18 protein-coding genes and 1 pseudogene are annotated in these 25,784 nt (G+C 67.5%); 12 read left to right on the top strand and 7 right to left on the bottom strand.

The window, feature by feature from the left end; translation table 11 throughout:
• Positions 1 to 27 precede the first annotated feature (27 nt).
• Positions 28 to 3,555 (top strand): ATP-binding protein, encoded by a 3,528-nt coding sequence (locus ACSDHM_RS13820; RefSeq protein WP_439426332.1) that lies wholly within the window; start codon positions 28 to 30, stop codon positions 3,553 to 3,555.
• Between the two features lie 336 nt (positions 3,556 to 3,891).
• Here the strand turns inward: ACSDHM_RS13820 and mdtD are convergent, their stop codons facing one another.
• The 5 genes from mdtD to ACSDHM_RS13795 form a co-directional block, all read right to left on the bottom strand.
• The gene (gene mdtD, locus ACSDHM_RS13815) at positions 3,892 to 5,301 is read right to left on the bottom strand and encodes a multidrug transporter subunit MdtD (protein WP_134970372.1); all 1,410 of its coding nucleotides are present in this window, start codon (positions 5,299 to 5,301) and stop codon (positions 3,892 to 3,894) included.
• A gap of 92 nt (positions 5,302 to 5,393) precedes the next feature.
• Positions 5,394 to 6,476, bottom strand: coding sequence for a uroporphyrinogen decarboxylase (gene hemE / locus ACSDHM_RS13810; protein ID WP_032954409.1), 1,083 nt, complete (start codon positions 6,474 to 6,476; stop codon positions 5,394 to 5,396).
• A 25-nt stretch (positions 6,477 to 6,501) separates the two neighbouring features.
• Positions 6,502 to 6,741 (bottom strand): WGR domain-containing protein, encoded by a 240-nt coding sequence (locus ACSDHM_RS13805; RefSeq protein ID WP_053498927.1) that lies wholly within the window; start codon positions 6,739 to 6,741, stop codon positions 6,502 to 6,504.
• Between the two features lie 102 nt (positions 6,742 to 6,843).
• Positions 6,844 to 7,956, bottom strand: coding sequence for a 3-dehydroquinate synthase (gene aroB / locus ACSDHM_RS13800; RefSeq protein WP_272040565.1), 1,113 nt, complete (start codon positions 7,954 to 7,956; stop codon positions 6,844 to 6,846).
• Positions 7,953 to 8,495, bottom strand: a complete 543-nt coding sequence (locus ACSDHM_RS13795) for a shikimate kinase (RefSeq protein ID WP_061478864.1) — start codon at positions 8,493 to 8,495, stop codon at positions 7,953 to 7,955. The genes aroB and ACSDHM_RS13795 overlap by 4 nt, the downstream gene beginning before the upstream one ends.
• A 98-nt stretch (positions 8,496 to 8,593) precedes the next feature.
• Here ACSDHM_RS13795 and ACSDHM_RS13790 point away from each other — a divergent pair, with 98 nt between their 5' ends.
• Positions 8,594 to 8,797 (top strand): dodecin family protein, encoded by a 204-nt coding sequence (locus ACSDHM_RS13790; RefSeq protein ID WP_005410663.1) that lies wholly within the window; start codon positions 8,594 to 8,596, stop codon positions 8,795 to 8,797.
• Positions 8,798 to 8,803: 6 nt separating this feature from the next.
• On the opposite strand, the gene ACSDHM_RS13785 is transcribed toward ACSDHM_RS13790, so the two are convergent.
• Entirely contained in the window at positions 8,804 to 9,631 is an 828-nt protein-coding gene (locus ACSDHM_RS13785; protein WP_151355325.1) for a kinase, read from the bottom strand.
• Between the two features lie 40 nt (positions 9,632 to 9,671).
• On the opposite strand from ACSDHM_RS13785, the gene pdxH reads away from it, so the two are divergent.
• Positions 9,672 to 10,271 (top strand): pyridoxamine 5'-phosphate oxidase, encoded by a 600-nt coding sequence (gene pdxH, locus ACSDHM_RS13780; RefSeq protein ID WP_065178210.1) that lies wholly within the window; start codon positions 9,672 to 9,674, stop codon positions 10,269 to 10,271.
• A gap of 9 nt (positions 10,272 to 10,280) precedes the next feature.
• Positions 10,281 to 10,640, top strand: coding sequence for a hypothetical protein (locus ACSDHM_RS13775; protein ID WP_072168578.1), 360 nt, complete (start codon positions 10,281 to 10,283; stop codon positions 10,638 to 10,640).
• A 57-nt stretch (positions 10,641 to 10,697) separates the two neighbouring features.
• Here the strand turns inward: ACSDHM_RS13775 and prpR are convergent, their stop codons facing one another.
• Positions 10,698 to 12,281, bottom strand: coding sequence for a propionate catabolism operon regulatory protein PrpR (gene prpR, locus ACSDHM_RS13770; RefSeq protein WP_227837283.1), 1,584 nt, complete (start codon positions 12,279 to 12,281; stop codon positions 10,698 to 10,700).
• 154 nt (positions 12,282 to 12,435) lie between these two features.
• Here prpR and prpB point away from each other — a divergent pair, with 154 nt between their 5' ends.
• The 8 genes and pseudogenes from prpB to ACSDHM_RS13730 all read left to right on the top strand — a co-directional run bounded on the left by prpB (position 12,436) and on the right by ACSDHM_RS13730 (position 25,742).
• Complete coding sequence (gene prpB, locus ACSDHM_RS13765) at positions 12,436 to 13,329, top strand: methylisocitrate lyase (protein WP_088496824.1); 894 nt, start codon at positions 12,436 to 12,438, stop codon at positions 13,327 to 13,329.
• A 35-nt stretch (positions 13,330 to 13,364) separates the two neighbouring features.
• Positions 13,365 to 14,522: a bifunctional 2-methylcitrate synthase/citrate synthase gene (gene prpC, locus ACSDHM_RS13760; RefSeq protein ID WP_005418357.1), complete on the top strand. Its 1,158-nt coding sequence runs from the start codon at positions 13,365 to 13,367 to the stop codon at positions 14,520 to 14,522.
• 97 nt (positions 14,523 to 14,619) lie between these two features.
• Entirely contained in the window at positions 14,620 to 17,238 is a 2,619-nt protein-coding gene (acnD, locus tag ACSDHM_RS13755) for a Fe/S-dependent 2-methylisocitrate dehydratase AcnD (protein ID WP_088496814.1), read from the top strand.
• A gap of 100 nt (positions 17,239 to 17,338) precedes the next feature.
• Positions 17,339 to 17,596, top strand: coding sequence for a type II toxin-antitoxin system ParD family antitoxin (locus tag ACSDHM_RS13750; protein WP_019338677.1), 258 nt, complete (start codon positions 17,339 to 17,341; stop codon positions 17,594 to 17,596).
• Positions 17,583 to 17,909 carry a type II toxin-antitoxin system RelE/ParE family toxin gene (locus ACSDHM_RS13745; RefSeq protein WP_072168582.1) on the top strand — a complete coding sequence of 109 codons (327 nt, stop codon included), beginning with the start codon at positions 17,583 to 17,585 and terminating at the stop codon, positions 17,907 to 17,909. Before ACSDHM_RS13750 ends, ACSDHM_RS13745 begins: the two co-directional genes overlap by 14 nt.
• Before the next feature lie 23 nt (positions 17,910 to 17,932).
• A complete protein-coding gene (prpF, locus tag ACSDHM_RS13740; protein ID WP_439426331.1) occupies positions 17,933 to 19,111 on the top strand; it encodes a 2-methylaconitate cis-trans isomerase PrpF in 1,179 nt (392 codons plus the stop codon).
• 102 nt (positions 19,112 to 19,213) lie between these two features.
• Positions 19,214 to 20,674, top strand: a pseudogene (locus ACSDHM_RS13735) (bifunctional 2-methylcitrate dehydratase/aconitate hydratase).
• A gap of 160 nt (positions 20,675 to 20,834) precedes the next feature.
• Positions 20,835 to 25,742 carry an alpha-2-macroglobulin family protein gene (locus ACSDHM_RS13730; protein WP_439426330.1) on the top strand — a complete coding sequence of 1,636 codons (4,908 nt, stop codon included), beginning with the start codon at positions 20,835 to 20,837 and terminating at the stop codon, positions 25,740 to 25,742.
• Positions 25,743 to 25,784: the final 42 nt, after the last annotated feature.

Here is a 25,784-nt window from a genome sequence, read left to right as displayed (position 1 = left end):
ATCAGGACCAGCGTGAGGAGGCAATCGGTGGTGTATCTGCGGGCGGCGATGCTGCTGCTGGTCCTCCTGTGCTGCGCGTTGCCCGCTGCGGCACAGCCGGTGCCTCCGAGCCCGCGGCAGGTGACGGTGTTCGATGGCCTGCCGTCCAATACCGTCAACCGCATGGCCGAGGACCGTTACGGCTACCTGTGGATCGCCACCAACGATGGCCTGGCCCGCTATGACGGCCGCACCTACCGCGTGTGGCGTTCCGAGGATGGACTGCGTGACAACCGCATCTGGACGGTGCTGGTCGATGCCCGCAACCAGTTGTGGATAGGCACCGAGAACGCCGGCCTGGTGCGCATGTCGGCCGACCGCCGCCAGCTGCACTTCTACGACCGCAGCAGCCAGCCGTTGATGGGTACCAACACGGTCTGGAGCCTGGCCAGCACGCCTGATGGCTCGATCTGGTTCGGTACCCACGAAGGCGGCCTGTACCGCCTGGACAGCCAGGATCGCCTGCAGCGCTTCCTGCCCGAGCCGAACAATCCGCGCAGCCTGCCTTCGTCGTCGGTGCCCTACCTGGCCACGCTGGCCGATGGCAGCCTGTGGATCGGCACCAAGCATGGCGTGGCGCGCTGGACCGGGACCGACTTCGAGCGTGTCGGTACGGACATCATCCCCAGCCTGCTGATCAACGGGCTGACCGCCGAACCGGATGGCAGCCTGTGGATCAGCACGATGGCCGGCGCCACCGTGCGCCGCCCGGATGGCCGCTTCGAAGCCCCCCCGTGGAAGCTGCCGCCGGGCGAGCAGGTGCTGGGCATGATGCTGCGCGACGAGCAGGGCGGGCACTGGCTGGATACACGCACCGGGCTGGGGCGTGCGGTCGATGGCCAGTACCAGACCGTGCCGCTGTACAGCGTGATCGCGCGCGGTCCGGTACGGCCGAACTGGACCGGTGCCTACGAGGACCGCGAAGGTGGCATCTGGTTGGCCAGCACCAATGCCGGGCTGTGGCACCTGCTGCCACGCTGGTGGCAGTTCTCGGTGCTGTCGCGCCTGGAGGACGACCCCAGCTCGCTGCGCAATGCGCTCGTGCTGGGTACCAGCCCCTCCAGCAACGGCGGCGTCTGGACGGTGGGCAGCCATGGCGCGCTGGACCGCTTCGATCCGAAGACCGGCAGGATCGAGCAGCATCGCACCTGGGTCAACGGCATGCACTGGTTGACCTCGGTGCGTGAGGACCGGCGTGGGCAGGTCTGGATTGGATCAACCGATGCGCTGGTGCGCTACGACCCGCAGCGGCGCGAACTGCGTCGTTGGGGCCGTGATGCCGGTGCAGATGCGGCGATGGAAGGGGTCGTCGAAGCGATGATGACCTGCGACGGCGACAGCCTCTGGTTGATGCTGCCCGCAGGCCTGCAGCAGCGCGACCTCGACGGCCACGTGCGGCGCCAGCTGGACAATGGCCAGCGCGGCCTGCAGCAGGGCCAGCTCAACCTTGATGTGGAATGCGGGCCGCAGGACCACATCTGGCTGGCCAGCAGCCGTGGCCTGCTGCAGTGGCTGCCGGAAAGCGAGCGCTTCCAGCCGGTGCCGGGTGCGCCGGCAACGGCGATCCATGCATTGCATGTGGGCCGTGACGGCCAGGTCTGGTTGTCCGAGGATGGTCGCCTGTCCCGTTACCGCTGGAGCCAGGGGAGGCTGGAACGGCAGGCGGTGGTCGGTGCCGAACAGGGCTATCCGGCGATCTCCGCCTCTGGTCTGGTGGTGGATGCGCAGGGCGTGGCCTGGGCGACCAGCGCACGCGGCCTGGTACGCGTCAGTGCCGATGGGCAGAGCGTGCGCCTGTACGGCGTGCATGATGGGCTGCCCAGCCAGGAATTCCGCGAGCACACCTTGATCGCAGCGGCCGATGGCCACCTGGTGGCCGGAACGGCAGCGGGCGCGGTGGTGTTCGACCCGGAGCAGGTACGGCCTTCGGTCCGTCGCGCCCCGCTGGTGATCGAGCGGGTGGAAGTGCGCCGCAACGAGCAGGTGCTGGACATGACCCACGATGCGCCGTTGCAGATCGCCGATGGCGACCGCGACCTGCGCATCGTCGCGCGATTGCTGTCCTTCGCCGACTCGGCGTCCAATATGTACCGCTACCGCCTGGCCGGCTACGACCCCGATTGGGTCGAAGTCGGCCCGGCCGGCGAGCGCCTGTTCTCGCGCCTGGCGCCGGGCAGCTACCGGCTGGAAGTGCAGGCACGCTCGGCCGACCATGTGTGGTCGCGGGTGCAGAGCCTGGAATTCCGCGTGCAGCCGCCGTGGTGGCGCAGCCTGTCCGGTCTGCTGGTGCTGGCGTCGGTCGGGTTGCTGCTGACCAGCTGGTTCGCCTGGTTGTACCGACGCCGCCTGCAGCGGCGCCATGCCTACCAGCTGGCGCTGCACAAGCAGGAGCTTGCCGAGCAGGCCTCGGCGGCCAAGACCCGCTTCCTGGCCAACCTTGGCCATGAGATCCGCACGCCGATGACCGGCGTGCTGGGCATGAGCGAGCTGCTGCTGGCCTCGCCACTGGACCCGCAGCAGCGTGGCTACACGCAGTCGATCCGGCATGCGGGCGAGCACCTGCTGCACCTGGTCAACGATGCGCTGGACCTGGCGCGAATCGAGTCCGGGCGCCTGGAACTGCAGTCGCAGTCGTTTGCGTTGAATGGCCTGTTGCAGGATCTGGCGGCGCTGATGGGCCCGCTGGCTGCACAGAAGGGCCTGCGCTTCGTCCTCGACAATCAGCTGCCGCCAGGCCTGCAGGCGACCGGTGATGCCATGCGCGTGCGGCAGATCCTGCTCAACCTGCTGTCGAACGCAGTGAAATTCACCAGCCGCGGCACTATCACCCTGCACGCACGTTGCGATGGCGAGCTGCGCGCGCTGCACTTCGAGGTGCGCGATACCGGCCCGGGCATCAGCCAGGAACAGCAGCAGCGCCTGTTCCGTCGCTTCGAGCAGGCCGATGGTGCCCGTACCGCCGCGCAGTACGGTGGCAGTGGCCTCGGTCTGGCGATCTGCCGCGAGCTGGCGCATGCGATGCAGGGGCGGATCCAGGTGGAGAGCCAGCTGGGCCGGGGCACCTGTTTCGGCGTGACCTTGCCGTTGCCGCTGGTGGTGAACAGCGATGCCGAGGCATCGGCCGAGGGGCATCGCGACGAAGCGGCGAACATGCCGCCGCTGCGGGTGCTGCTGGTCGAGGACGATGCCACCGTGGCCGACGTGGTGCGTGGCCTGTTGAGCGCACGCGGCCACGAGGTGGTGCATGCCGGCCATGCGCTGGCGGCGCTGCGCGAGGTCAGTGCCGGCGATTTCGACGTCGGCCTGCTGGATCTGGACCTGCCGGGCCTGAGCGGTTTCGAACTGGCCCAGCACCTGCGCAACCAGGGCTACATGCTGCCGTTGCTGGCGGTGACCGCACGCACCGATCCGGACCTGCAGCAGCAGGTGGAAGCAGCCGGCATCGGCGGCTTCCTGCGCAAGCCGGTGACTGGTGAGCTGTTGGTGGAAGCGATCGCCAGGGTCACGGGTAGGTAGGTTCTGCAGGGCCTGTGGACCCACCCCGCCTTCGACAGAATTCTGCGAGCTGTTGAAATGGCGTGGGGTCAGATCGATTTCGATATCTGACAGATGTGTCGACCAAGGTCGACACCTACCAAGAGCCGCCGGAATCCGTCAGAGGTGGGGCGGTGTCGCAGTGCGGGGTGTCAGCCGCATGGATGCGGCTGCCAAGCCTACAGGGACGTACTTGCGGCGTCCCCGCACTGCGACACCGCCCCGCCAACCCACGGAATGCCGCTTTGGCTGTTGCTGTTGCCGGCCAGCAGCCGGCACTACCGCGGGTGCAGGGCCGCAGGCCCTGCCGAACCACCCTCACTCCGCGACGTGCTCGACCTGCCGCGGTTCGGGCTTGGTGTCAGGCAGCTGCCAGAAGATCATCGTCGAGGTCAGGGTGATGGCGCCCACGCACAGGAATGTGGCATGCAGCGCGGCGGTCGCGCTGTTGCTGTCCAGGTGATTGCCGAACGCGGCCAGCAGGCTGCCGGCCGCCGCGGCGCCGAAACCGGCGGCCAGCATCATCACCATCGACAGCAGGCTGTTGCCGGAACTGGCGAATTCGCGGTCAAGGTCGCGCAGCGTCACGGTGTTCATCACGGTGAACTGCAGCGAATTGACCGCGCCGAAGAATGCAAGCTGCACCAGGCGCCAGGCCAGGTGCTGGCCGGGTGTCATCAGGATGAAGCTGGCCATTGCCAGCCCCACCAGCACGGTGTTGGTCATCAGCACGCGGCGGTAGCCGTAACGTTCGACCAGCTTCACTGCCAGTTTCTTTGAGACCATGCCGGCGGCCGCCACCGGTACCATCATCAGGCCGGCGTTCATCGGGCCCAGACCGAGGCCGACCTGCAGCAGCAGCGGGATCAGCATCGGCATGGCGCTGCTGCCGATGCGCGAGAACAGGTTGCCGAGGATTCCGATGCGGTAGCTGGGTACGCGGAACAGGGCCAGCGAGAACAAGGGCGCGGTGGAATTGGCTGCATGCAGCCAGTAGCCCACCAGCGCAGCCAGGCCCGCGACCGTCATCAGCATCACCAGCGCGTGCGGGGTGCCGAGTCCGGAGATGCCGTCCAATGCCAGCGACAGCACCACCATCGCAAAGGCCAGCATGATGTAGCCGCGCAGGTCGAAACGGGTGCGATGGCTGGCGTAGTGGTCGGGCATGATCTTCATCGCGGCGATGAAACCGATCACGCCGATCGGCAGGTTGATCAGGAACACCCAGTGCCATGAGGCGATCTCGACCAGCCAGCCGCCCAGCGTCGGGCCGATCAGCGGGCCGACCAGCGCGGGGATGGCGATGAAGCTCATCGCGCGCAGGAAATCCTCGCGCGGCACCGAGCGCATCACCGCCAGCCGGCCGACCGGCAGCAGCATCGCACCGCCGATGCCCTGCAGCACGCGCGCGCCAACCAGCTGGTGCAGGTGCTGGGCCAACGCGCAGGCCAGCGAGCCGAGGGTGAACAGAATGATCGCCACCAGGAAGGTGCGCCGGGTTCCATAGCGGTCGGCGATCCAGCCCGAGGCGGGAATGAAGGTGGCGACCGCCAGCGCATAGCTGAACACCACCGACTGCATCTGCAGCGGGCTCTCGCCCAGGCTGGCTGCCATCGCCGGCAACGCCGTGTTGACGATGGTCGAGTCCAGCATCTGCATGAAGATCGCCAGAGACACCAGCCACAGCAGGGGACGCTGGCGGTTGTAGGTCGATGGCGATGTGGGCATGGGGTGTGGCCGGTGCGGCGTGGGGGCCGCCATGATCGCGCACTGCGGGTCACGGCGCGATCAACATCGCGCCGTGATGGCATGCGGAATGCTCAGCGTTGGCTGTGCGCGTGCACCGCGTCGACCAGGACCTGCACGTGCGCCGGGTCCATGTCCGGCGACATGCCGTGGCCGAGGTTGAACACATGGCCTTCGCGCGAGCCGCCGTTGCCGGCGGCATAGGTGTCGAGCACGCGCGCTGCGGCCGTGGCGATCGCATCCGGCGAGGCGTACAGCGTGGTCGGGTCGAGGTTGCCCTGCAGGGCGACGCGACCACCGGTGCGGCGCATTGCTTCGTCCAGGTCCAGCGTCCAGTCCAGGCCAAGTGCATCGGCGCCTGTCTGCGACAGTGCTTCCAGGTGCAGGCCGGTACCCTTGCCGAACAGGATCAGCGGCGTGCGCTCGCTGCCTTCGCCGCGATCCAGGCCCTGTGCAATCCGCTGCAGGTAACGCAGCGAGAACTCGCGGTACATCGCCGGGGACAGCACGCCACCCCAGGTGTCGAACACCTGCAGCGCCTGCGCACCGGCCGCGCGTTGCGCACCGAGGTAGGCGATCACCGCTTCGGTGGTGACCTCCAGCAGGCGGTGGAGCGCCTGCGGATGGTTCAGCGCCATCGCCTTGATGCGTGCGAAATCCTTGCTGCCGCCGCCTTCCACCATGTAGCAGGCCAGCGTCCAGGGGCTGCCGGAGAAGCCGATCAGCGGCACCTGGCCGTCCAGCTCGCGGCGGATCAGGCGTACCGCATCCATCACGTAGCCCAGGTCCTGCTCCATGTCCGGCACCGCCAGCTTGGCGATGGCCGCTTCATCACGTACCGGGTGGCGGAACTTCGGGCCTTCGCCTTCGACGAAGTACAGCTCCAGGCCCATCGCATCGGGAATGGTGAGGATGTCCGAGAACAGGATGGCTGCGTCCAGCGGGAAGCGGCGCAGCGGCTGCAGGGTGACTTCGCAGGCGATCTCCGGGGTCTTGGCCATGGCCAGGAAGCTACCGGCTTTGGCCCGGGTCGCGCGGTATTCCGGCAGGTAGCGGCCGGCCTGGCGCATCAGCCAGACGGGGGTGCAGTCCACCGGTTCGCGGCGCAGGGCGCGCAGCAGGCGATCGTTGCGGAGAGGGCTGGTCACGATGGGCATTCCTTGGACGGGAGGAGCAGCGGCGTCAGTCGCCGTGCGAAAGGATCTGGAAGCCGCGATGCAGTTCGGCATCGCGGGCCTTCTCGAAGGCGTGGCGGGCGTCGTCGGCCTGCAGGAACAGCTCGCGCCGCAGCTGCGAGCGGCTGCCGACGCGGCCGCTCTCGCGCAGCAGCTCCCAACCGCCGAACAGGTCCGGCTGCAGGCTCAGGCGCAGGAAACGCGGTGCCTGCGCACCGGCGTCGGGATGTTGCAGGTAGACGTGCATGGCGCCGATTGTAGCGGGGCAGGGGTGACCCCTGCCGCAACGTGGCAGTGCCGGCCGCTGGCCGGCAACTTCATGCGTGGACAAGTCGGCCAGCGGCCGGCTCTACCTGGCTGACAGCACCTTCAGCACCGCCGCCTCATCCACGTCCGGCACCACTTCGGCGCGGCCCATGCCGCGCCACAGCACCACGCGCAGGCGGCCGGCCACATTCTTCTTGTCCAGGCGCATGCGGCCGAGCAGGGCCTGCGGGTCCAGCCCGGCCGGGATCGCCACCGGCAGGCCGAGGCGTTCCAACAGTGCCTGCAGGCGAGCGCGGTCGGCGTCGTCGGCCAGGCCCAGGTCGGTGGACAGCTTTGCCGCCAGCACCATACCGACCGCCACGGCTTCGCCATGGTTCAGCGCATCGCGGCCCGGAGCCGAGTAGCCCTGCTCGGTCTCGATGGCATGGCCGAAGGTGTGGCCGAGATTGAGCAGGGCACGCTCGCCCTTCTCGAACGGATCGCGCTCGACGATGGCGGCCTTGTGCCGGCAGCTGCGCGCGATGGCTTCGGCCAGCGTGGCATCCTCGCCGGCCAGCAGCGCATCGGCATGCTGCTGCAGCCATTCGAAGAACACCGCATCGCCCAGCGCGCCGTACTTCACCACTTCGGCCAGGCCCGCGCGCAGTTCGCGCGGCGGCAGGGTAGCCAGCACGCGGGTATCAGCGATCACCGCACGCGGTGGATGGAACGCGCCGACCAGGTTCTTGCCGGCAGGGATGTCGACCGCGGTCTTGCCGCCCACCGACGAATCGACCATCGCCAACAGGGTGGTCGGCAGCTGCACGCAGTCCACGCCGCGCATCCAGCAGGCGGCGGCAAAACCGGCGAGATCACCGACCACGCCGCCGCCGAGGGCGAACACGCAGGCGTCGCGGGTGGCGCCGAGCGCGGCCAGCGCTTCGATGGCACGGCCGAATTCGGCCAGGGTCTTGGACGCTTCGCCGGCGGCCAGCACGTGCTCGCCGACGATCAGGTCGGGGCGTGCGGCGAGCAGCGTCTGCTTCACCGGCGCCAGATAGCGCGGGGCGACTTCGCTGTCGCTGAGCAGCAGCACATGGCGGCCGCGCACGTGTGAAACCAGTGCAGCGCCATCGGCCAGGGCACCGGCGCCGACGGTAATGGAGTACGGGCGATCGCCGCCAACGGCGACCTGCAGCAGGGCGGGGGAAGTCATGCGGTCATGTCCTGGCGCTGCCATTGCGTGGCCAGCTTGACTACCAGTTGGGCAGTCGCGTCGGCAGCGGTATACGGGTCGGTATCGAGGGTGAGGTCGGCCAGTTCTCGGTACAGCGGGTCGCGCTGTGCGGCCAGATCATGCAGTACCTGCTCGCGGTCCGGGCGCTGCAGCAGCGGCCTGCCCTTGTCGCGGGCCAGGCGCTCCAGCTGCGCGGCCACGCCGACCCGCAGGTAGACCACGAAGCCGCGCCGGGCAATCAATGCGCGGTTGCCGGGGTCCAGCACCGCGCCGCCGCCGGTGGAGACCAATTGGCCGCGGCCTTCCAGCACGCGGGCCAGGGCCTGCCGCTCATGGCTGCGGAAGCCGGCTTCGCCGGTGTGCTCGAAAATGGTCGGGATGCTGGCGCCGGCGGCATCGACGATGGCCTGGTCGACGTCCACGAAGTCCAGCGTGAAGCGCTCGGCCAGGCGGCGGCCGATGCAGGTTTTGCCGGCGCCCATCGGGCCGATCAGGATCAGGTTCGGAGCAGGATTCATGCCCTGTGATGCTAACACCTCCGTGCCCTGGCCTTTACGTCCTTCACGTCAGGGTAGGTGTTCCTGCGGGGTCTCCCGCGCCAGCCGGAGTACAGGCCATGACGGTCGCCAAGGTCATCGAAATCACCGCCTCCTCTCCGAAAAGCGTGGAGGACGCCGTGCGCAGCGGGCTGAAGAAGGTCTCCGAGACGGTCAAGGGCATCCAGGGCGCCTGGGTGAACGAGACCAAGGTGGTCACCAATGGCAGCGGCGAGATCACCGAGTGGCGGGTCAACCTGCGGGTGACCTTCCTGGTGGAATAGGCGCGCTCAGCGCACGTCCTGCACCTGGCGCTGGCCATCCAGTACCACCACGTGGTCGGCGATGGCGGGCAGGGTGTGCAGTGCCTGCCGACTGACCCGCTCGTAGTACTGCACGAAGCGCTCCAGCTGTGGCCGGCTCATGCCGTGCCGGCCCGGCTGCGCGGCCTGCAGGTTCTGTTCCTGCTGCCAGCGCCAGCGCGGTACCACCGAGAAATCCGGCGGCTGAAGGAACCATAGCCGGTCGCAGCGCTGCCACAGCGCCGTGTAGTCGTGGGCCAGCGCCTGGTTGCACCAGCGCCGCCAGCGGCCATCGGCGTCGGCCTCGCGCTCCAGCGCGTTCAACGGGCTGTCCAGCGCGATGTCATCCTGCGCGGGCGTGCCCAGGAACCAGCCTTCGAACACCAGCAGGTCCAGCGGATGTTGCAGGCGCGGCCATTGCGCTTCTGGCAGCCGTTCGTCGGCCAGCTTGTCGAAACGCGGCATCGCGAAGGGCTGGCGTGCGGCCACCGCATCCAGCACTGCGTGGGCCAGCGGCAGGTCATGGGTGCCCGGCGGACCCCGGGTGATCAGCAGTGGATGCACCTGGCGGGCAAGCCGTTGGCGCTGTGCGCGGGTCAGGTAGACATCATCGATCGACAGCGTGGCCGCGTTCAGGCCGCGTGCCTGGGCGCGGGCCACGACCTGCGCGGCCAGCGTCGATTTGCCGCTCCCCTGCAGGCCGCTGATCGCCAATACTGGAACCGCTGCGCCACTGCCCAGTGCGTCGTCCAGCACCTGTTCGGCCAATGTTTCGGGGAATCCTTTCACCTGGGGCATATACGCAGCAGCGGCCATGCAGCCACAATAGCCCAATCCGTGTGAGAAGAACGCAATCATGAGCGACCTGTACGCCGAAGCCCTGTCCACGTTTGCCAGCCTGTTCGAAGAGGCCAGGCAGAGCCGCGAGGTCGAGCCGAACGCCATGACCGTGGCGACCGCCGATACGCACGGCCGTCCCTCGGCGCGCACCGTGCTGCTGAAGGCGTTCGATGAGCGTGGCTTCGTGTTCTACACCCACCTGGACAGCCACAAGGGCCGGGAGCTGCAGGCCAATCCGCAGGCTGCACTGCTGTTCCTGTGGCGCAGCCTGCGCGAGGCCGGCATCCAGGTGCGCATCGAAGGTCGTGTCGAGCAGGTGGCCGATGCCGAGGCCGATGCCTATTTCGCCAGCCGCCCGCGCATGAGCCAGATCGGTGCCTGGGCCTCGCAGCAGTCGAAGACGCTGGCCACGCGCGAGGAGTTCGACGCGCGCGTGGCCGAGGTCGAAGCCCGCTTCGAGGGCCAGGACGTTCCGCGCCCGGACGGCTGGAGCGGCCTGCGCGTGGTGCCTGACCGCATCGAGTTCTGGTACGGCGCGCAGTTCCGCCTGCACGAGCGCTGGTGCTATGAAGCCGGTGCTGAAGGGCGCTGGAGCAAGCGACTGCTGTACCCGTAAGGCTGACTGATGCAACGCCTGCCGCTGTACCGCGTGGTGGTGTTCGTGCCGTCGGCAGCACTGGACGCAGTGAAGCAGGGCATCCTTGCGGTGGATGCCCTGGCGGCGGGTGACTACGAGCACGGCATGTGGTGGTCGGCGCCGGGGTTCGAGCAGTTCCGCCCGCGGGTGGGTGCATCGCCCGTCCAGGGGGAGGAGGGGCGCACGGAAGTGGTTGACAGCGTGCGCCTGGAGTTCTGCCTGCCTCGGGATCCGCAGCGGTTGCAGCGCATCTTCGAGCAGGGCATCGTGCCGCATCATCCGTGGCGGGTGCCGGTGGTGCAGGTGGAGGAAGTCGAGCTGCTGCTGACGGGTGGGCAGCCGTTGTAGAGCCGAGCCCATGCTCGGCTGATGTTTCCGCACGCGCAGCCGAGCATGGGCCAGGCTCTACAGCCCCTCCGCGCGCAGCCAGCGCCACAGCGTGGTGCGGGATACCCCTAACGCCTGTGCCATGCCCTCACGGTCATTGCGGTGATCCTGCAACAGCGTTTCCAACTGCGCGCGCGGCGGACGCTTGCCGTTGCTTTCCAGCGGCAACATGGTGGCGCTTTCTTTCACCAGTTCGGGCGCGAGCTGCAGCAGACGCGCTGCATCGATCAATCCTTCCCCAGGCTGCCAGTGGATGCGTAGTCGATCCACCAGATTGCGCAGTTCGCGCACGTTTCCCGGCCACTCGGCCGCGCTCAGTACCGCCAGTGCCTCCGCATCCAATGGCGCGTCGATGCCACGCAGCTTGCGGAAGAAGTGCTGTGCCAGCAGCGGGATGTCACTGCGCCGCGCACGCAGCGGGGGCAGGGCGATGCGTAGTGCGGCCAGCCGGTAATACAGGTCGCGACGGAAGCTGCCGGTCGCCGCGCGCTGCTCCAGCGACTGCAGGGTGGCGGCCACCACGCGCAGGTCGACTGCGGTCGGTTCGGTAGCGCCGACACGCAGCACCTCGCGTTCTTCCAGCACGCGCAGCAGGCGGGTCTGCAACGGCAGCGGCAGTTCGCCGATTTCATCCAGGAACAACGTACCGCCATCGGCGGCCTCGACCAGGCCGACGCGACCACCGCGCCGTGCACCAGTGAAGGCACCATCGCTGTAGCCAAACAGTTCCGCCTCCAGCAGTGATTCGCTGATGGCGCCGCAGTTCAGCGCGACGAAGCGGCCACGGCGGCCACTGGCTGCGTGCAGCTGCCGCGCCACCAGCTCCTTGCCGGTGCCGGTTTCGCCGGTCACCAGTACGGTGCTGTCATGCGGTGCATAGAGCGCGATCTGTGCGCGCACCTGGGCCATCGCTTGGCTGTCGCCGAGCAGTTCATGCGCATCGGCACGCGCTGCCGGGCGCCGGCGCGGGGCGGCGTGGTTGCCGCCGGAGCGGGCCAGGGCCCGGGTCAGCTCCAGCGCATGCTCGAACGCCTGCCGCACCGAGTCAGCCGAATAGAGCAGCACGCCGGGCAGGCCGGCCTGCTCGGCATGGTCAATGGCCATGCCGGTGCCGACGATCACCTCGATGCCATTGGCGCGCAGGTCGGCGATACAGTCGCGCGCGTCCTCACGGGTGACGAAGCGGCGATGCTCGATATCCAGGCCGAAACTCTGCTGGAAGTTGCTGAACACGGGCACGTCGCTGGCGTGGGTGACCAGGCCAATGCGGCTGGCGATGCGGCGGGCACGGGCCAGCGCTTCCATCAGGTCGAAGCCGTTGGCCTGGATCGGCACCAGTGGCAATTCCAGCCGGCCGCGCAGCCAGGCCGCGTTGGAGCCGCCGGCGATCACCACGTCGCAGTGCTCGCGGCGTAGCCGTTGGCCGATCACGTCCACCGCTTCCTCGAAGCCGAGGTTGATCTGCTCGATGCGCGCACGGCGGTCGAACTCGGGAATGACGTCGCCGAGCAGGCCGGTCAGGCGCGAAACGCTGACGGTCCAGATCACCGGGCGACCGGGGTCGGCGTCGGCGTGGCGCAGGAGGGAGCGGGGCAGGTACATGGCGGCGGGAGGTCGACCGAATGTTTCATGATACATCCGTTTCAATGTTTCATATGTTTCACTATCGCGTGGCGGTCATCCTCGTGAAATCAACGGCTTGCAGCTTGGCATGGTGCTTGCGGCTACCTATCCGTTCTCCAACCTGGATTGCCGCATGACCGCTTCCGCCCCTTTCTCCGCCGGTGCCCGCTTCCGTGAGGCGCTGGCTGCCGAATCGCCGCTGCAGGTGATCGGCGCCATCAACGCCAACCACGCCCTGCTGGCCAAGCGCGCCGGCTTCCGCGCCATCTATCTGTCCGGCGGCGGTGTTGCCGCGGGCTCGCTGGGCCTGCCGGATCTGGGCATCAACACCCTGGAAGACGTGCTGGTGGACGTGCGCCGCATCACCGATGTCTGCGACCTGCCGCTGATGGTTGACATCGACACCGGCTTCGGTCCGAGCGCGTTCAACATCGCGCGCACCGTGAAGTCGCTGATCAAGGCCGGCGCGGCCGCCTGCCACATCGAAGACCAGGTCGGCGCCAAGCGCTGCGGTCACCGTCCGGGCAAGGAAATCGTCTCGCAGGGTGAAATGGTGGACCGGGTGAAGGCGGCCGCCGATGCCAGGACCGATCCGGACTTCTTCCTGATCGCGCGTACCGACGCCATCCAGGTGGACGGCGTGGACAAGGCCATCGAGCGCGCCATCGCCTGTGTCGAGGCCGGTGCCGACGGCATCTTCGCCGAGGCCGCCTACGATCTGGATACCTACCGCCGCTTCGTCGACGCGGTGAAGGTGCCGGTGCTGGCCAACATCACCGAATTCGGTGCCACCCCGCTGTTCAGCCGCGATGAACTGGCTTCGGCCGGAGTTGCGATCCAGCTGTTCCCGCTGTCGGCGTTCCGCGCGGCCAACAAGGCGGCCGAGAACGTCTACCAGGCGGTGCGCCGCGATGGCCACCAGCGCAACGTGGTGGAAACCATGCAGACCCGCGAAGAACTCTACGACCGCATCGGCTACCACGCCTTCGAGCAGCAGCTCGATGCGCTGTTCGCCGCCAAGAAATAAGCAGTACCCTGCACCATCAAGTTTCGGAGGGAAACATGAACGATACGACCGCAACCCCGACCTTCAAGCCGAAGAAGTCCGTCGCCCTGTCCGGCACCGCCGCCGGCAACACCGCGCTGTGCAGCGTGGGCCGCAGTGGCAACGACCTGCATTACCGTGGCTACGACATCCTGGACCTGGCCAACACCAGCGAGTTCGAGGAAATCGCCTACCTGCTGGTGCACGGCAAGCTGCCGACCCGCGCCGAGCTGGTTTCGTACAAGGCCAAGCTGAAGTCGCTGCGTGGCATCCCGGCCGCGGTGAAGGCCGCGCTGGAAGAACTGCCGCCGTCGGCACACCCGATGGACGTGATGCGCACCGGTGTGTCCGTGCTCGGCTGCGTGGCGCCGGAGAAGGATGACCACAACCATCCGGGCGCGCGCGACATTGCCGACAAGCTGATGGCCTGCCTCGGCTCGATGCTGCTGTACTGGTACCACTGGAGCCACAACGGCCGTGCCATCGACGTGGAAACCGACGATGACTCGATCGGTGGCCACTTCCTGCACCTGCTGCACGGCGAGAAGCCGCAGGACTCGTGGGTGAAGGCGATGCACACCTCGCTGATCCTGTACGCCGAGCACGAGTTCAACGCCTCGACCTTCACCTGTCGTGTCATCGCCGGTACCGGCAGCGACATGTACAGCGCGATCTGCGGTGGCATCGGCGCACTGCGTGGCCCGAAGCACGGCGGCGCCAATGAAGTGGCGTTCGAAGTGCAGAAGCGCTACGACAATCCGGATGAGGCCGAGGAAGACATCAAGGCCCGCGTCGAGCGCAAGGAAGTGGTGATCGGCTTCGGCCATCCGGTCTACACCGTGTCCGATCCGCGCAACAAGGTGATCAAGGACGTGGCCCGCGAGCTGTCCGAAGAACAGTCGAGCATGAAGATGTACGACATCGCCGAGCGCCTGGAATCGGTGATGTGGGACATCAAGAAGATGTTCCCGAACCTGGACTGGTTCAGCGCCGTCAGCTACCACATGATGGGCGTGCCGACCGCGATGTTCACCCCGCTGTTCGTGATCGCGCGTACCGCCGGCTGGAGCGCGCACATCATCGAGCAGCGCATCGACGGCAAGATCATCCGCCCGAGCGCCAACTACATCGGTCCGGAAGACCGCGACTTCGTCGCCATCGACAAGCGCGTCTGATCCACCTGCTGTCCCCATCCGGCCGGCCGCGTGCCGGCCGGATGCTTTCGCCGCCGCACCGCCGGCACCCGGCCCGCCCCAAGCATTCCGCCAGCCCATGAATACCGATTACCGCAAGAACCTCCCCGGCAGCGCGCTGGACTATTTCGACGCGCGCGCCGCCGTCGATGCAATCCAGCCCGGCGCCTACGCCACTCTGCCGTACACCTCGCGCGTGCTGGCCGAGAACCTGGTGCGCCGCTGCGATCCGGCCACGCTTGGCGACTCGCTGAAGCAGCTGATCGAGCGCCGCCGCGACCTCGATTTCCCATGGTTCCCCGCGCGTGTGGTCTGCCACGACATCCTCGGCCAGACCGCACTGGTTGACCTGGCCGGCCTGCGCGATGCGATCGCCGACAAGGGCGGTGACCCGGCCAAGGTCAATCCGGTGGTGCCGGTGCAGCTGATCGTCGACCACTCGCTGGCGGTGGAGTGCGGTGGTTTCGACCCGCAGGCGTTCGAGAAAAACCGCGCGATCGAGGATCGCCGCAACGAAGACCGTTTCCACTTCATCGACTGGACCAAGCAGGCGTTCCAGAACGTGGACGTGATTCCGCCGGGCAACGGCATCATGCACCAGATCAACCTGGAGAAGATGTCGCCGGTGGTCTACGTGCAGGACGGCGTGGCCTTCCCGGATACCTGCGTGGGCACCGACAGCCACACCCCGCACGTGGATGCGCTGGGCGTGATCGCGATCGGTGTGGGCGGCCTGGAAGCCGAGAACGTGATGCTCGGTCGTGCCTCGTGGATGCGGCTGCCGGACATCATCGGCGTCGAGCTGACCGGCAGGCCGCAGCCGGGCATCACCGCCACCGACGTGGTGCTGGCGCTGACCGAATTCCTGCGCAAGGAGCGCGTGGTCGGCGCGTACCTTGAATTCTTCGGCGAGGGGGCGGCGGCACTGACCATCGGTGACCGCGCCACCATCTCCAACATGTGCCCCGAATACGGCGCGACCGCCGCGATGTTCTACATCGACGGGCAGACCATCGATTACCTGCGCCTGACCGGCCGCGAGGAATCGCAGGTGGCGCTGGTGGAGAACTACGCCCGCACCACTGGCCTGTGGGCTGACGACCTGGCCACCGCGCAGTACGAGCGCGTGCTGCGCTTCGACCTGTCCAGCGTGGTGCGCAACATGGCCGGCCCGTCCAACCCGCACAAGCGCGTGGCCACTTCCGAGCTGGCCGAGCGCGGCATCGCCGACGAGGCCAAGCTGGCAGCGGGCAAGGCCGAGCAGGCGCAGGGCCTGATGCCGGATGGCGCGGTGATCATCGCCGCCATCACCAGCTGCACCAACACCTCCAACCCGCGCAACGTGATCGCTGCCGGCCTGCTGGCACGCAAGGCCAACGAGCGCGGCCTGCTGCGCAAGCCGTGGGTGAAGTCCTCGCTGGCGCCCGGCTCGAAGGCGGTGCAGCTGTACCTGGAAGAGGCCGGACTGCTGCCCGACCTGGAAAAGCTGGGCTTCGGCATCGTCGCCTTCGCCTGCACCACCTGCAACGGCATGAGCGGCGCGCTCGATCCGGCCATCCAGCAGGAGATCATCGACCGGGACCTGTACGCCACGGCCGTGCTGTCGGGCAACCGCAACTTCGATGGCCGCATCCACCCGTATGCGAAGCAGGCGTTCCTGGCGTCGCCGCCGCTGGTGATCGCCTATGCCATCGCCGGCACCGTGCGCTTTGACATCGAGAAGGACGTGCTGGGCGTGGACGCCGACGGCAACGAGGTGCGCCTGAAGGACATCTGGCCGAGCGACGCCGAGATCGACGCCGTGGTCAAGGCATCGGTGAAGCCGGAGCAGTTCCGCCGCGTCTACAACCCGATGTTCAATGTGCGCGTGGAGCACGGCGCCGCGGTCAGCCCCCTGTACGACTGGCGCCCGCAGAGCACCTACATCCGCCGTCCGCCGTACTGGGAGGGCGCACTGGCCGGTGAGCGCACGCTGTCGGGCATGCGCGCGCTGGCGGTGCTGCCGGACAACATCACCACCGACCACCTGTCGCCGTCCAACGCGATCCTGGCCTCCAGTGCCGCCGGTGAATACCTGGCGAAAATGGGCCTGCCCGAAGAGGACTTCAATTCCTACGCGACCCACCGCGGCGACCACCTGACCGCGCAGCGCGCCACCTTCGCCAACCCGAAGCTGTTCAACGAGATGGTGCGCAACGACGACGGCAGCGTGAAGCAGGGTTCGCTGGCGCGCGTGGAGCCGGAAGGAAAGGTGATGCGCATGTGGGAAGCCATCGAGACTTACATGGAGCGCAAGCAGCCACTGATCATCATTGCCGGTGCCGACTACGGCCAGGGCAGCTCGCGTGACTGGGCCGCCAAGGGCGTGCGCCTGGCTGGTGTGGAGGCGATCGTGGCCGAGGGCTTCGAACGGATTCACCGTACCAACCTGATCGGCATGGGCGTGCTGCCGCTGGAGTTCAAGCCGGGCACCACCCGCCTGACCCTGGGCATTGATGGCACCGAAACCTTCGATGTGGTCGGCGAGCGCACCCCGCGCGCCGAGCTGACCCTGGTCATCCACCGCCGCGACGGCCAGGACGTGATCGTGCCGGTCACCTGCCGCCTGGACAGCGACGAGGAAGTGGCGATCTACGAAGCCGGTGGCGTGTTGCAGCGCTTCGCCCAGGACTTCCTGGAAGGCGCCAAGGTGGCGTGATACCGGCCTGAATGCCTGCCCCCGGAGGCCGGGGGCGGGCTTGTCCGACACCTGGGCAGGGCGCACACTGACTTGGCAAAAACTGCCAATGGAGAGTCTCATGGCCACCATGAACATTTCGCTGACCGACCCGCTCAAGCAGTTCGTGGACGAGGAAGTGCGTGAAGGCGGCTATTCCAGTACGTCGGACTACGTGCGTGACCTGATCCGCCAGCGCCAGCGCAGCAAGGCCGAAGAACTGCTCAAGCAGCTGATTGCCGAGGGTCTGGCTTCTGGGCCTGGCGTCCCGGTGACGGCCGACACATTCGAGCGCATGCGTCGTGAACTGACCGAAAGGATGGAGCGTGAGGGCGATTGAATGGCGACCTAGGGCCGAAGCCGACGCAGCCGATGCCGCACTGTGGTTCGCACGGCAGGGTGGGCTGATACTGGGTCGGCGCTTTCTCGCCGAGTTGGAGGCCACGCTTCAACGCATCGCGGTATTTCCAGGCTCGGGTTCCACCCGGCACGCCGACCTCGCAGCACAGCTACCGGTGCCGTTGCGGTTCATGCTGGTTCCGGGCTTCGAACGCTACCTCGTCTATTACCTCGATCTACCGGACCGCGTGGACATCATGCGCGTGTGGTGCGTTGATCGTGGTCTTGACGCACTGATGCAAGACATTTCCTGAAATTCAAACGCGTGGATTCGACCATGACCTTCCTCCCGCAACTCCGTATTCCCGCCACCTACATGCGCGGTGGCACCAGCAAGGGCGTGTTCTTCCGCCTGCAGGACCTGCCCGACGCCGCGCAAGTGCCGGGCGCCGCACGCGACGCGCTTTTGATGCGCGTGATCGGCTCGCCCGATCCGTATGGCAAGCAGACCGACGGCATGGGCGGTGCAACGTCCAGCACCAGCAAGTGCGTGATCATCTCCGCCGCCTCGGTGCCGGACCACGATGTGGACTACCTGTACGGCCAGGTCTCGATCGACACCGCCTTCGTCGACTGGAGCGGCAACTGCGGCAACCTCAGCACCGCGGTGGGTCCGTTTGCGATCGCCAATGGATTGATCGATCCGGCCCGCGTGCCGCGCGATGGCCTGTGCACCGTGCGCATCTGGCAGGCCAACATCGGCAAGACCATCATCGCCCATGTGCCGATGCGCGATGGCGAAGTGCAGGAGATCGGCGATTTCGAGCTGGACGGCGTGACCTTCCCGGCGGCCGAGATCCAACTGGAATTCATCGATCCGTCCGATGACGGCGATGCGGGCGCGATGTTCCCGACCGGCAACCTGGTCGACACCCTGGACGTGCCGGGCGTGGGCAGTTTCGAGGTGACCATGATCACCGCCGGCATTCCGACCATCTTCCTCAATGCGGCCGACCTGGGCTACACCGGCACCGAACTGCAGCCTGCGATCAACGAGGACAAGGGGGCGCTGGAGCGCTTCGAGAATATCCGCGCCTACGGCGCCTTGCGCATGGGGCTGATCAAGAACCTGGAAGATGCGGCGACCCGCCAGCACACGCCGAAGGTGGCCTTCGTGGCACCGGCGCAGGACTACGTGTCGTCCAGTGGCAAGGCCATTCCGGCCTCGGCGATCGACCTGCATGCGCGTGCGTTGTCGATGGGAAAGCTGCACCACGCGATGATGGGTACCGCTGCCGTGGCGATCGGCACCGCGGCAGCGATTCCGGGCACGCTGGTCAATCGCGCTGCTGGAGGCGGCGAACGCGAAGCGGTGACCTTCGGCCATCCCTCCGGCACGTTGCGCGTGGGTGCGCAGGCCGGTCTCGTTGACGGACAGTGGACGGTTACCAAGGCCATCATGAGCCGCAGCGCCCGTGTGCTGATGGAAGGCAAGGTGCGGGTGCCGGCCGAATAGTGCTCTGGTAGATGCCAACCTTGGTTGGCATGCAAGCGCCAACCAAGGTTGGCGACTACCGGGACACGCGGCCTGACCTGCTTTCCGGCGAGGAGATCGACGATGTCCGACAGCCACACCCCATCCAACGAGCGTGCAGCGTGGGATGCGCTGCTGGTGGGCATCGTCGACTACGTGCGCGACGCGCGCATCGACTCACCGCTGGCGTTCCAGACCGCGCACCACTGCCTGCTCGACACGCTGGGCTGCGGCCTGGAAGCGCTGTCCTTCCCGGCCTGCAGCAAGCTGCTTGGTCCCCTGGTGCCGGGCATCAGCGTGGTCAACGGCGCCCGCGTTCCGGGTACGCATTACGTCCTGGACCCGGTGCAGGCCGCCTTCAACATCGGCGCGATGGTGCGCTGGCTGGATTTCAACGATACCTGGCTGGCGGCCGAATGGGGGCACCCTTAGGACAACCTGGGTGGCATCCTTGCCGTCTGCGATTGGCTGGGGCGCAACGCGCAGGCTCTGCGACGCCCACCGCCGACCGTGCGCGACGTGCTGCTGGCGATGATCAAGGCGCACGAGATCCAGGGCGTGCTGGCGCTGGAGAATTCCTTCAACCGGGTCGGGCTGGACCACGTGTTGCTGGTCAAAGTGGCCACCACCGCCGTGGTTGCGCAGCTGCTCGGCCTGGATCGCGAGCGCATGCTCAATGCGTTGTCGCTGGCCTGGGTCGATGGCCAGTCCCTGCGCACCTACCGGCACGCACCCAACACCGGCTCGCGCAAGAGCTGGGCCGCCGGCGACGCGACCAGCCGTGGCGTGCGCCTGGCGCTGATGGCGGCCAGTGGCGAGATGGGCTACCCCAGCGTGCTCAGCGCGCCGACCTGGGGCTTTGAAGCGGTGTCGATGCATGGCAAGGCACTGACGCTGGGGCGACCGCTGGGCAGCTACGTGATGGAGAACGTGCTGTTCAAGATCAGCTACCCGGCCGAGTTCCATGGCCAGACCGCGGTGGAGGCGGCCATCACGCTGCACCAGCAGTTGCGCGCGATGGGGCGGCGGGTCGAGGACATCGCGCATATCGCGATCCGGACCCAGGAAGCCTGCATCCGCATCATCGACAAGCAGGGCCCGCTGCATAACCCGGCCGACCGCGACCATTGCGTGCAGTACATGGTCGCCATCGCGCTGCTGCACGGGCGGCTGGTGGCCGAGGACTACGAGGACGACGTTGCAGCTGATCCGCGCATCGATGCCCTGCGGGCGAAGATGGCCTGCCATGAGGATCCGCAACTCAGCGCCGACTACCTGGATCCGGACAAGCGCAGCATCGCCAATGGCCTGGGCGTGCGCTTCAGCGACGGTACTGAGCTACCCGAGGTACTGGTGGAGTACCCGCTCGGCCATGCCCGGCGCCGGGGGGAAGGCATTCCGCTGCTGATGGACAAGTTCCGCCGGCACCTGGCCCACCGCTTCCCGACCGTCCAGCAGCAGCGCATCCTGGCGGCCTCGCTGGACCCGGTGGCGCTGGCGGCAATGCCGGTGACCGACTATGTGGACCTGTACCTGCCGGGGTAGGGCCGCTCTGGTAGAGGCCAACCTTGGTTGGCAAGTGGGGGGGCGCCAACCAAGGTTGGCGGCTACCGGGTCCCGGGCGGAACCGGGTTTCCGACCGCCGGGGCGCCAACGCCTTGACGCGGCCTGCCTATAATGGCCACCTCGATCAAGGAGTGACGACATGAGCGGTCCGGCACGGCGGAAGCGGTGGGGATGGGCGGCGGTGGTACTGGCAGGAGGCCTGTTGCTGGGCCTGGCCGGCTGCCGCAACGACAGCGGGCAGCTGCCCAAGGCCAGTGGCGAGGCGATCACCACCAAGGCCGAGCAGGTGAAGGAATTCACCCTGCTGCGCGCCTACCCGGACCAGAAGAATGACGGCCTGTCGCTGGCGCTGGAGTTCTCGCGCCCGCTGGTCGGCACCCAGGATTTCGACACGCTGGTGCGCTTCGAGGAGAAGGTCGGCACCGAGGACAGCAGCTGGACGCTGTCCGATGACGGCCTGACCCTGCGCTACCCGTTCGTCGAGGCCGGCAAGGAGTTCAGCCTGGTGGTCTCGCCGGACCTGCTGGCCGCCGATGGCAGCCGCCTGGGCAAGGAACTGAAGCAGAAGGTGTTCAGCGGCGAGCTGAAGCCGGTGGTTGGCTTCGCCTCGCAGGGCAGCGTGCTGCCTGCCAAGGACAGCCGTGGCCTGCCGGTGGTCTCGGTGAACGTGCCGGAAGTCGACGTCGAATTCCTGCGCGTGCGCGAGAAGGATCTTCCGACCTTCTTCAGCCAGTACCAGCGCGGCGGCCGCCGTGGCAGCTGGGAGCTGAGCAGCGACTACGAGCGCAGCCCGATCAACAAGCTGGCCGAGCCGGTGTACGTCAACCGTTTCATCCTGGGGGGCAAGAAGAACGAGCGGGTGCTGACCTACCTGCCGACCCAGGACATCAAGGAACTGCAGGAGCCGGGCCTGTACTTCGCCCTGCTCAAGCGCACCGGTGACTACGAAGGCGAGTTCGACACCGCGTTCTTCTCGGTCAGCGACATCGGCCTGCATACCCGCGCCTACAAGGACAAGCTGTTCGTCCATACCGCCGGCCTCAAGGACGGCGCGCCGCTGAAGGGCATCGACCTGCGCGTGCTCGACGCCAAGGGTGAGGTGGTGCTGAAGGGCAGCACCGACGGCAACGGCAATGCGCTGCTGAACTACACCCTGGATGCCACCCACGTGCTGGTCGCCAGCAGTGGCAAGGACACCAGCTTCCTGCCGTTCAACCAGCCGGCGCTGGACCTGAGCGAGTTCGCTGTGGCCGGCCGCGACAACGCGTGGTTCGACGTCTACGCCTGGTCCGGCCGCGACCTGTACCGCCCGGGCGAGACCGTGCGCCTGTCCGCGCTGCTGCGCGACAACGACGGCAAGCCGGTCAAGGCACAACCGGTGTTCCTGCGCCTGAAGCAGCCCGACGGCAAGACCTTCCGCGAGACCCGCCTGCAGCCGGGCGACCAGGGCTACATCAATTTCGAGCAGGTGATCCCCGCCGAGGCGCCGACCGGCCGCTGGCAGGTCGAGTTCCGCACCGACCCGGCCAGCAAGGAAGCGATCCAGGGCATGACCCTGCGCATCGAGGAGTTCCTGCCCGAACGCATGAAGCTGGACCTGGACAGCGCGCAGAAGACGCTGAAGCCGGGTGAGGACCTGCGCCTGCAGGCCAATGGCGCCTACCTGTATGGCGCACCGGCCGATGGCAACCGCTTCACCGCACGCATGGCGGTGGCCGCCGAACAGAAGCCGGTGGACGGCCTGCCGGGCTATTTCTTCGGTGACCCGACCCTGCAGCTGCCGCGCGAGGCCAAGGACGTGATCGACACCACGCTGCCGGCCAATGGCCAGCTGCGCGAGGATGTGGCGTTGCCGGAAGAGGCGGCCAAGGCCAAGGCGCCGATCGCCGTGGTGCTGTCCGGCAGCCTGTATGAAACCGGCGGCCGCACAGTCACCCGCACCCTGAAGCGGGTGATGTGGCCCGCCAATGCGCTGGTCGGCGTGCGGCCGCTGTTCAACCCGGACGATGGCGCCGATTCCAACGGCAACGCGCGCTTCGAGCTGATGCGCGTGGATGCCGCTGGTACGCCCCAGCCGGCCAAGGGCCTGAAGATCACCCTGGTGCGCGAGCTGCGCGACTATCACTGGACCTTCAACGACAACCGCTGGGATTACGATTTCACCCGCCGTTTCGAGAACAAGGAAACCCGCACCGTCGATGCCGGCAACAGCGCGGTCGCCTTTGATTTCCCGGTGGAGTGGGGCGAGTACCGGGTGGACGTGTTCGATCCGTCCACCGGCCTGACCAGCCGCTACCCGTTCCGTGCCGGCTGGAGCTGGGGCGATGACAACCGTGGCCTGGATGCACGCCCGGACAAGGTCAAGCTGGGCCTGGACAAGACCGGCTACAAGGCCGGTGACACCCTGGAAGTGACGGTGACCCCGCCGCACGCCGGCAAGGGCATCCTGATGGTCGAGACCGACCGCATGCTGTACGTGCAGGACATCGACGCCAAGCCGGGTTCGACCTTCAAGATTCCGGTCACCGCCGACTGGGAACGCCACGACGTCTATATCACTGCGCTGGTGTTCCGTGGCGGCAGTGCGCCGAGCAAGATCACCCCGGCCCGTGCCGTGGGCGTGGTGCATGTGCCGATGGACCGCAAGGGCCGCACCGTGGCCGTCGGCCTGGTCGCGCCCAAGCAGATGCGGCCCGAGCAGGACCTGCCGGTAACCGTCAGTGCGCCGCAGCTGGCCGGCAAGACCGCGCACGTCACCGTTTCGGCGGTGGACGTGGGCATCCTCAACATCACCCGTTTCCCGGTGCCCGACGCCGGTGCACACTTCTTCGCCCAGCGTCGCCTCGGTATCGATGCCTACGACATCTACAGCCGGGTGATCGAGAGCTTCGATGGCGGCAGCGGCAAGCTGAAGTTCGGCGGCGACATGGCGCTGCAGGCATTGCCGCAGGCCAAGCGCCCGACCGCGCGCGTGCAGACCGTGGACCTGTTCTCCGGCCCGGTGCAGCTCGATGCCAAGGGCAATGCCCGCATCCGCCTGAAGGTGCCGGACTTCAACGGCACCCTGCGCGTGTCGGCGCTGGTCTACAGCGATGACCAGTACGGCAAGCGTGACGTGGAAACCATTGTGCGCGCCCCGATCCTGGCCGAAGCCAGCATGCCGCGCGTGCTGGCCCCGGGCGACCGCAGCACGGTGACTCTGGACGTGCAGAACTTCACCGGCAAGCCGGGGCAGTTCAACGTGAAGGTGGAGAGCGAAGGCCCGCTGAACCTGGGTGAGGGCAGCCGCAGCGTGCAGTTGAATGCCGATGCCAAGACCACGCTGAGCTTCCCGTTGTCGGCTCGCGAGGGCCACAGCGTGGCCAAGGTGCGGGTGCGGGTGGACGGCAACGGCTTCAAGGCCGATCGCCGCTACGACCTGCCGGTGCGTGCGGCGTGGCCGCAGGTGCTGCGTTCTCAGGTGCGTACGCTCGATCCACTGGCGGCGGTCAGCCTCGACAACAGCCTGACCGAGGGCCTGATGTCCGAGTCGGTCAATGCCCGCCTGCTGGTCAGCCCGCTGCCGCCGATTCCGTTCGCCAGTGCACTGCAGGGCGCGCTGAACTATCCATATGGCTGCGCCGAGCAGACCACCAGCAAGGGTTATGCCGCGCTGATCCTGGACCAGGCCACCTCGTCGATGCTCGGCGCCGATGGCCTGGATGCCAAGACCCGCCGCGAGCGCATGGAAGGTGCGTTCGGTCGCCTGGCGTCGATGCAGGTGGCCAACGGCAACTTCTCGATGTGGGGTGACGACGGCTACGTGAACCCGTGGCTGACCCCGTACATCACCGAGTTCCTGCTCGATGCCAAGGACGCCGGCTTCGCCGTGCCTGACAACGTGCTGCAGAAGGCGCTCAACCGCCTGAGCGAGGATCTGCTGTCCGGCGGCAATCAGTTCTATGGCCAGGAGGATCGCGAGAAGCTGAAGTTCGCCAACCAGGCGTATTCGGGCTACGTGCTGGCTCGGGTCAATCGTGCACCGCTGGGTACCCTGCGCACGCTGTACGACAACGAACGCAGCAAGGCGGTCGGTGGCCTGTCGCTGGTCCACCTGGGCGTGGCGCTGTCGCTGCAGGGTGATGCCAAGCGTGGCCAGGCCGCGCTGGCGGCGGCCTTCGCCAAGTCCAGCAGCGAGCGCCCGTCGTACTTCGGCGACTACGGCAGCGCGATCCGCGATGACGCGCTGATGATCGCGCTGACCCACGAGAACAAGTTGGCCAAGCCGGCCTGGGACGCGCGCGCGGTCGACCTCGGTCGTGGCCTGGATGCGCGCCGCAATGCCGGCTGGATGTGGCTGAGCACGCAGGAGCAGGTGGCGATTGCCCGCCTCGGCAAGGCGCTCGCCGCCAACCAGAAGGCGCTGGTAGCCGGTGAGCTGGTGATCGGTGGCACCACCGAAGCGATCGGCGAGCGCAAGCTGTTCGGACGCAACTTCAGCGCCAGCGAGCTGGCCAGTGGCGTGCGCTTCACCCCGCAGGGGCAACCGCCGATGTTCGCCAGCATCGACGTGGCCGGTATCCCGCGCAGTGCACCCGCACCAGACAACAGCGTAGTGGGTATTGAACGCAGTTACTTCGGTACCGATGGCAAGCCGTGGTCGCCGCGCCCGCTGAAGGAAGGCGAAGCGCTGATCGTGCGCGTCACCGTCACCGCCGACACCACGATGCCCGATGCACTGCTGACCGACCTGCTGCCGGCGGGCCTGGAGATCGAGAACTTCAACCTGGGCGATGCCAAGCAGTGGGCCGACGTGGTGGTCGATGGCATCACCATCAGCGACCGGGGTGAGGCCGCCGATACCAAGCACGAGGAGTTCCGCGACGACCGCTACGTGGCTGCGCTGAAGCTCTCGCGTGGCAGCAAGGCCAACGTGTTCTACCTGGTGCGCGCGGTGACCCCGGGTACCTACTCGGTGCCGCCGCCGCTGGTGGAGGACATGTACCGGCCGCAGCTGCGCGGTGTCGGCCGCAGCAACCCGACCACGATCACGGTGGTACAGCCGTGACCGCGCGGACGGGCCGCGACGGCGCGGCCCGTCCTGCTGGCA

The sequence above is a fragment of the Stenotrophomonas sp. T8 genome (assembly GCF_051853085.1).
In the GTDB taxonomy this organism is placed as follows: domain Bacteria; phylum Pseudomonadota; class Gammaproteobacteria; order Xanthomonadales; family Xanthomonadaceae; genus Stenotrophomonas; species Stenotrophomonas sepilia.
The sequence above is the reverse complement of the archived record's forward strand: the minus strand, read 5'-3'. Positions and strand labels throughout refer to the sequence as shown.

Coding starts and splice junctions, on each gene's coding strand:
- mdtD (WP_134970372.1), bottom strand. CDS start 5,301: ATGCCCACATCGCCATCGACCTACAACCGCCAGCGTCCCCTGCTGTGG.
- hemE (WP_032954409.1), bottom strand. CDS start 6,476: ATGCCCATCGTGACCAGCCCTCTCCGCAACGATCGCCTGCTGCGCGCC.
- ACSDHM_RS13805 (WP_053498927.1), bottom strand. CDS start 6,741: ATGCACGTCTACCTGCAACATCCCGACGCCGGTGCGCAGGCACCGCGT.
- aroB (WP_272040565.1), bottom strand. CDS start 7,956: ATGACTTCCCCCGCCCTGCTGCAGGTCGCCGTTGGCGGCGATCGCCCG.
- ACSDHM_RS13795 (WP_061478864.1), bottom strand. CDS start 8,495: ATGAATCCTGCTCCGAACCTGATCCTGATCGGCCCGATGGGCGCCGGC.
- ACSDHM_RS13790 (WP_005410663.1), top strand. CDS start 8,594: ATGACGGTCGCCAAGGTCATCGAAATCACCGCCTCCTCTCCGAAAAGC.
- ACSDHM_RS13785 (WP_151355325.1), bottom strand. CDS start 9,631: ATGGCCGCTGCTGCGTATATGCCCCAGGTGAAAGGATTCCCCGAAACA.
- pdxH (WP_065178210.1), top strand. CDS start 9,672: ATGAGCGACCTGTACGCCGAAGCCCTGTCCACGTTTGCCAGCCTGTTC.
- ACSDHM_RS13775 (WP_072168578.1), top strand. CDS start 10,281: ATGCAACGCCTGCCGCTGTACCGCGTGGTGGTGTTCGTGCCGTCGGCA.
- prpR (WP_227837283.1), bottom strand. CDS start 12,281: ATGTACCTGCCCCGCTCCCTCCTGCGCCACGCCGACGCCGACCCCGGT.
- prpB (WP_088496824.1), top strand. CDS start 12,436: ATGACCGCTTCCGCCCCTTTCTCCGCCGGTGCCCGCTTCCGTGAGGCG.
- prpC (WP_005418357.1), top strand. CDS start 13,365: ATGAACGATACGACCGCAACCCCGACCTTCAAGCCGAAGAAGTCCGTC.
- acnD (WP_088496814.1), top strand. CDS start 14,620: ATGAATACCGATTACCGCAAGAACCTCCCCGGCAGCGCGCTGGACTAT.
- ACSDHM_RS13750 (WP_019338677.1), top strand. CDS start 17,339: ATGGCCACCATGAACATTTCGCTGACCGACCCGCTCAAGCAGTTCGTG.
- prpF (WP_439426331.1), top strand. CDS start 17,933: ATGACCTTCCTCCCGCAACTCCGTATTCCCGCCACCTACATGCGCGGT.
- ACSDHM_RS13730 (WP_439426330.1), top strand. CDS start 20,835: ATGAGCGGTCCGGCACGGCGGAAGCGGTGGGGATGGGCGGCGGTGGTA.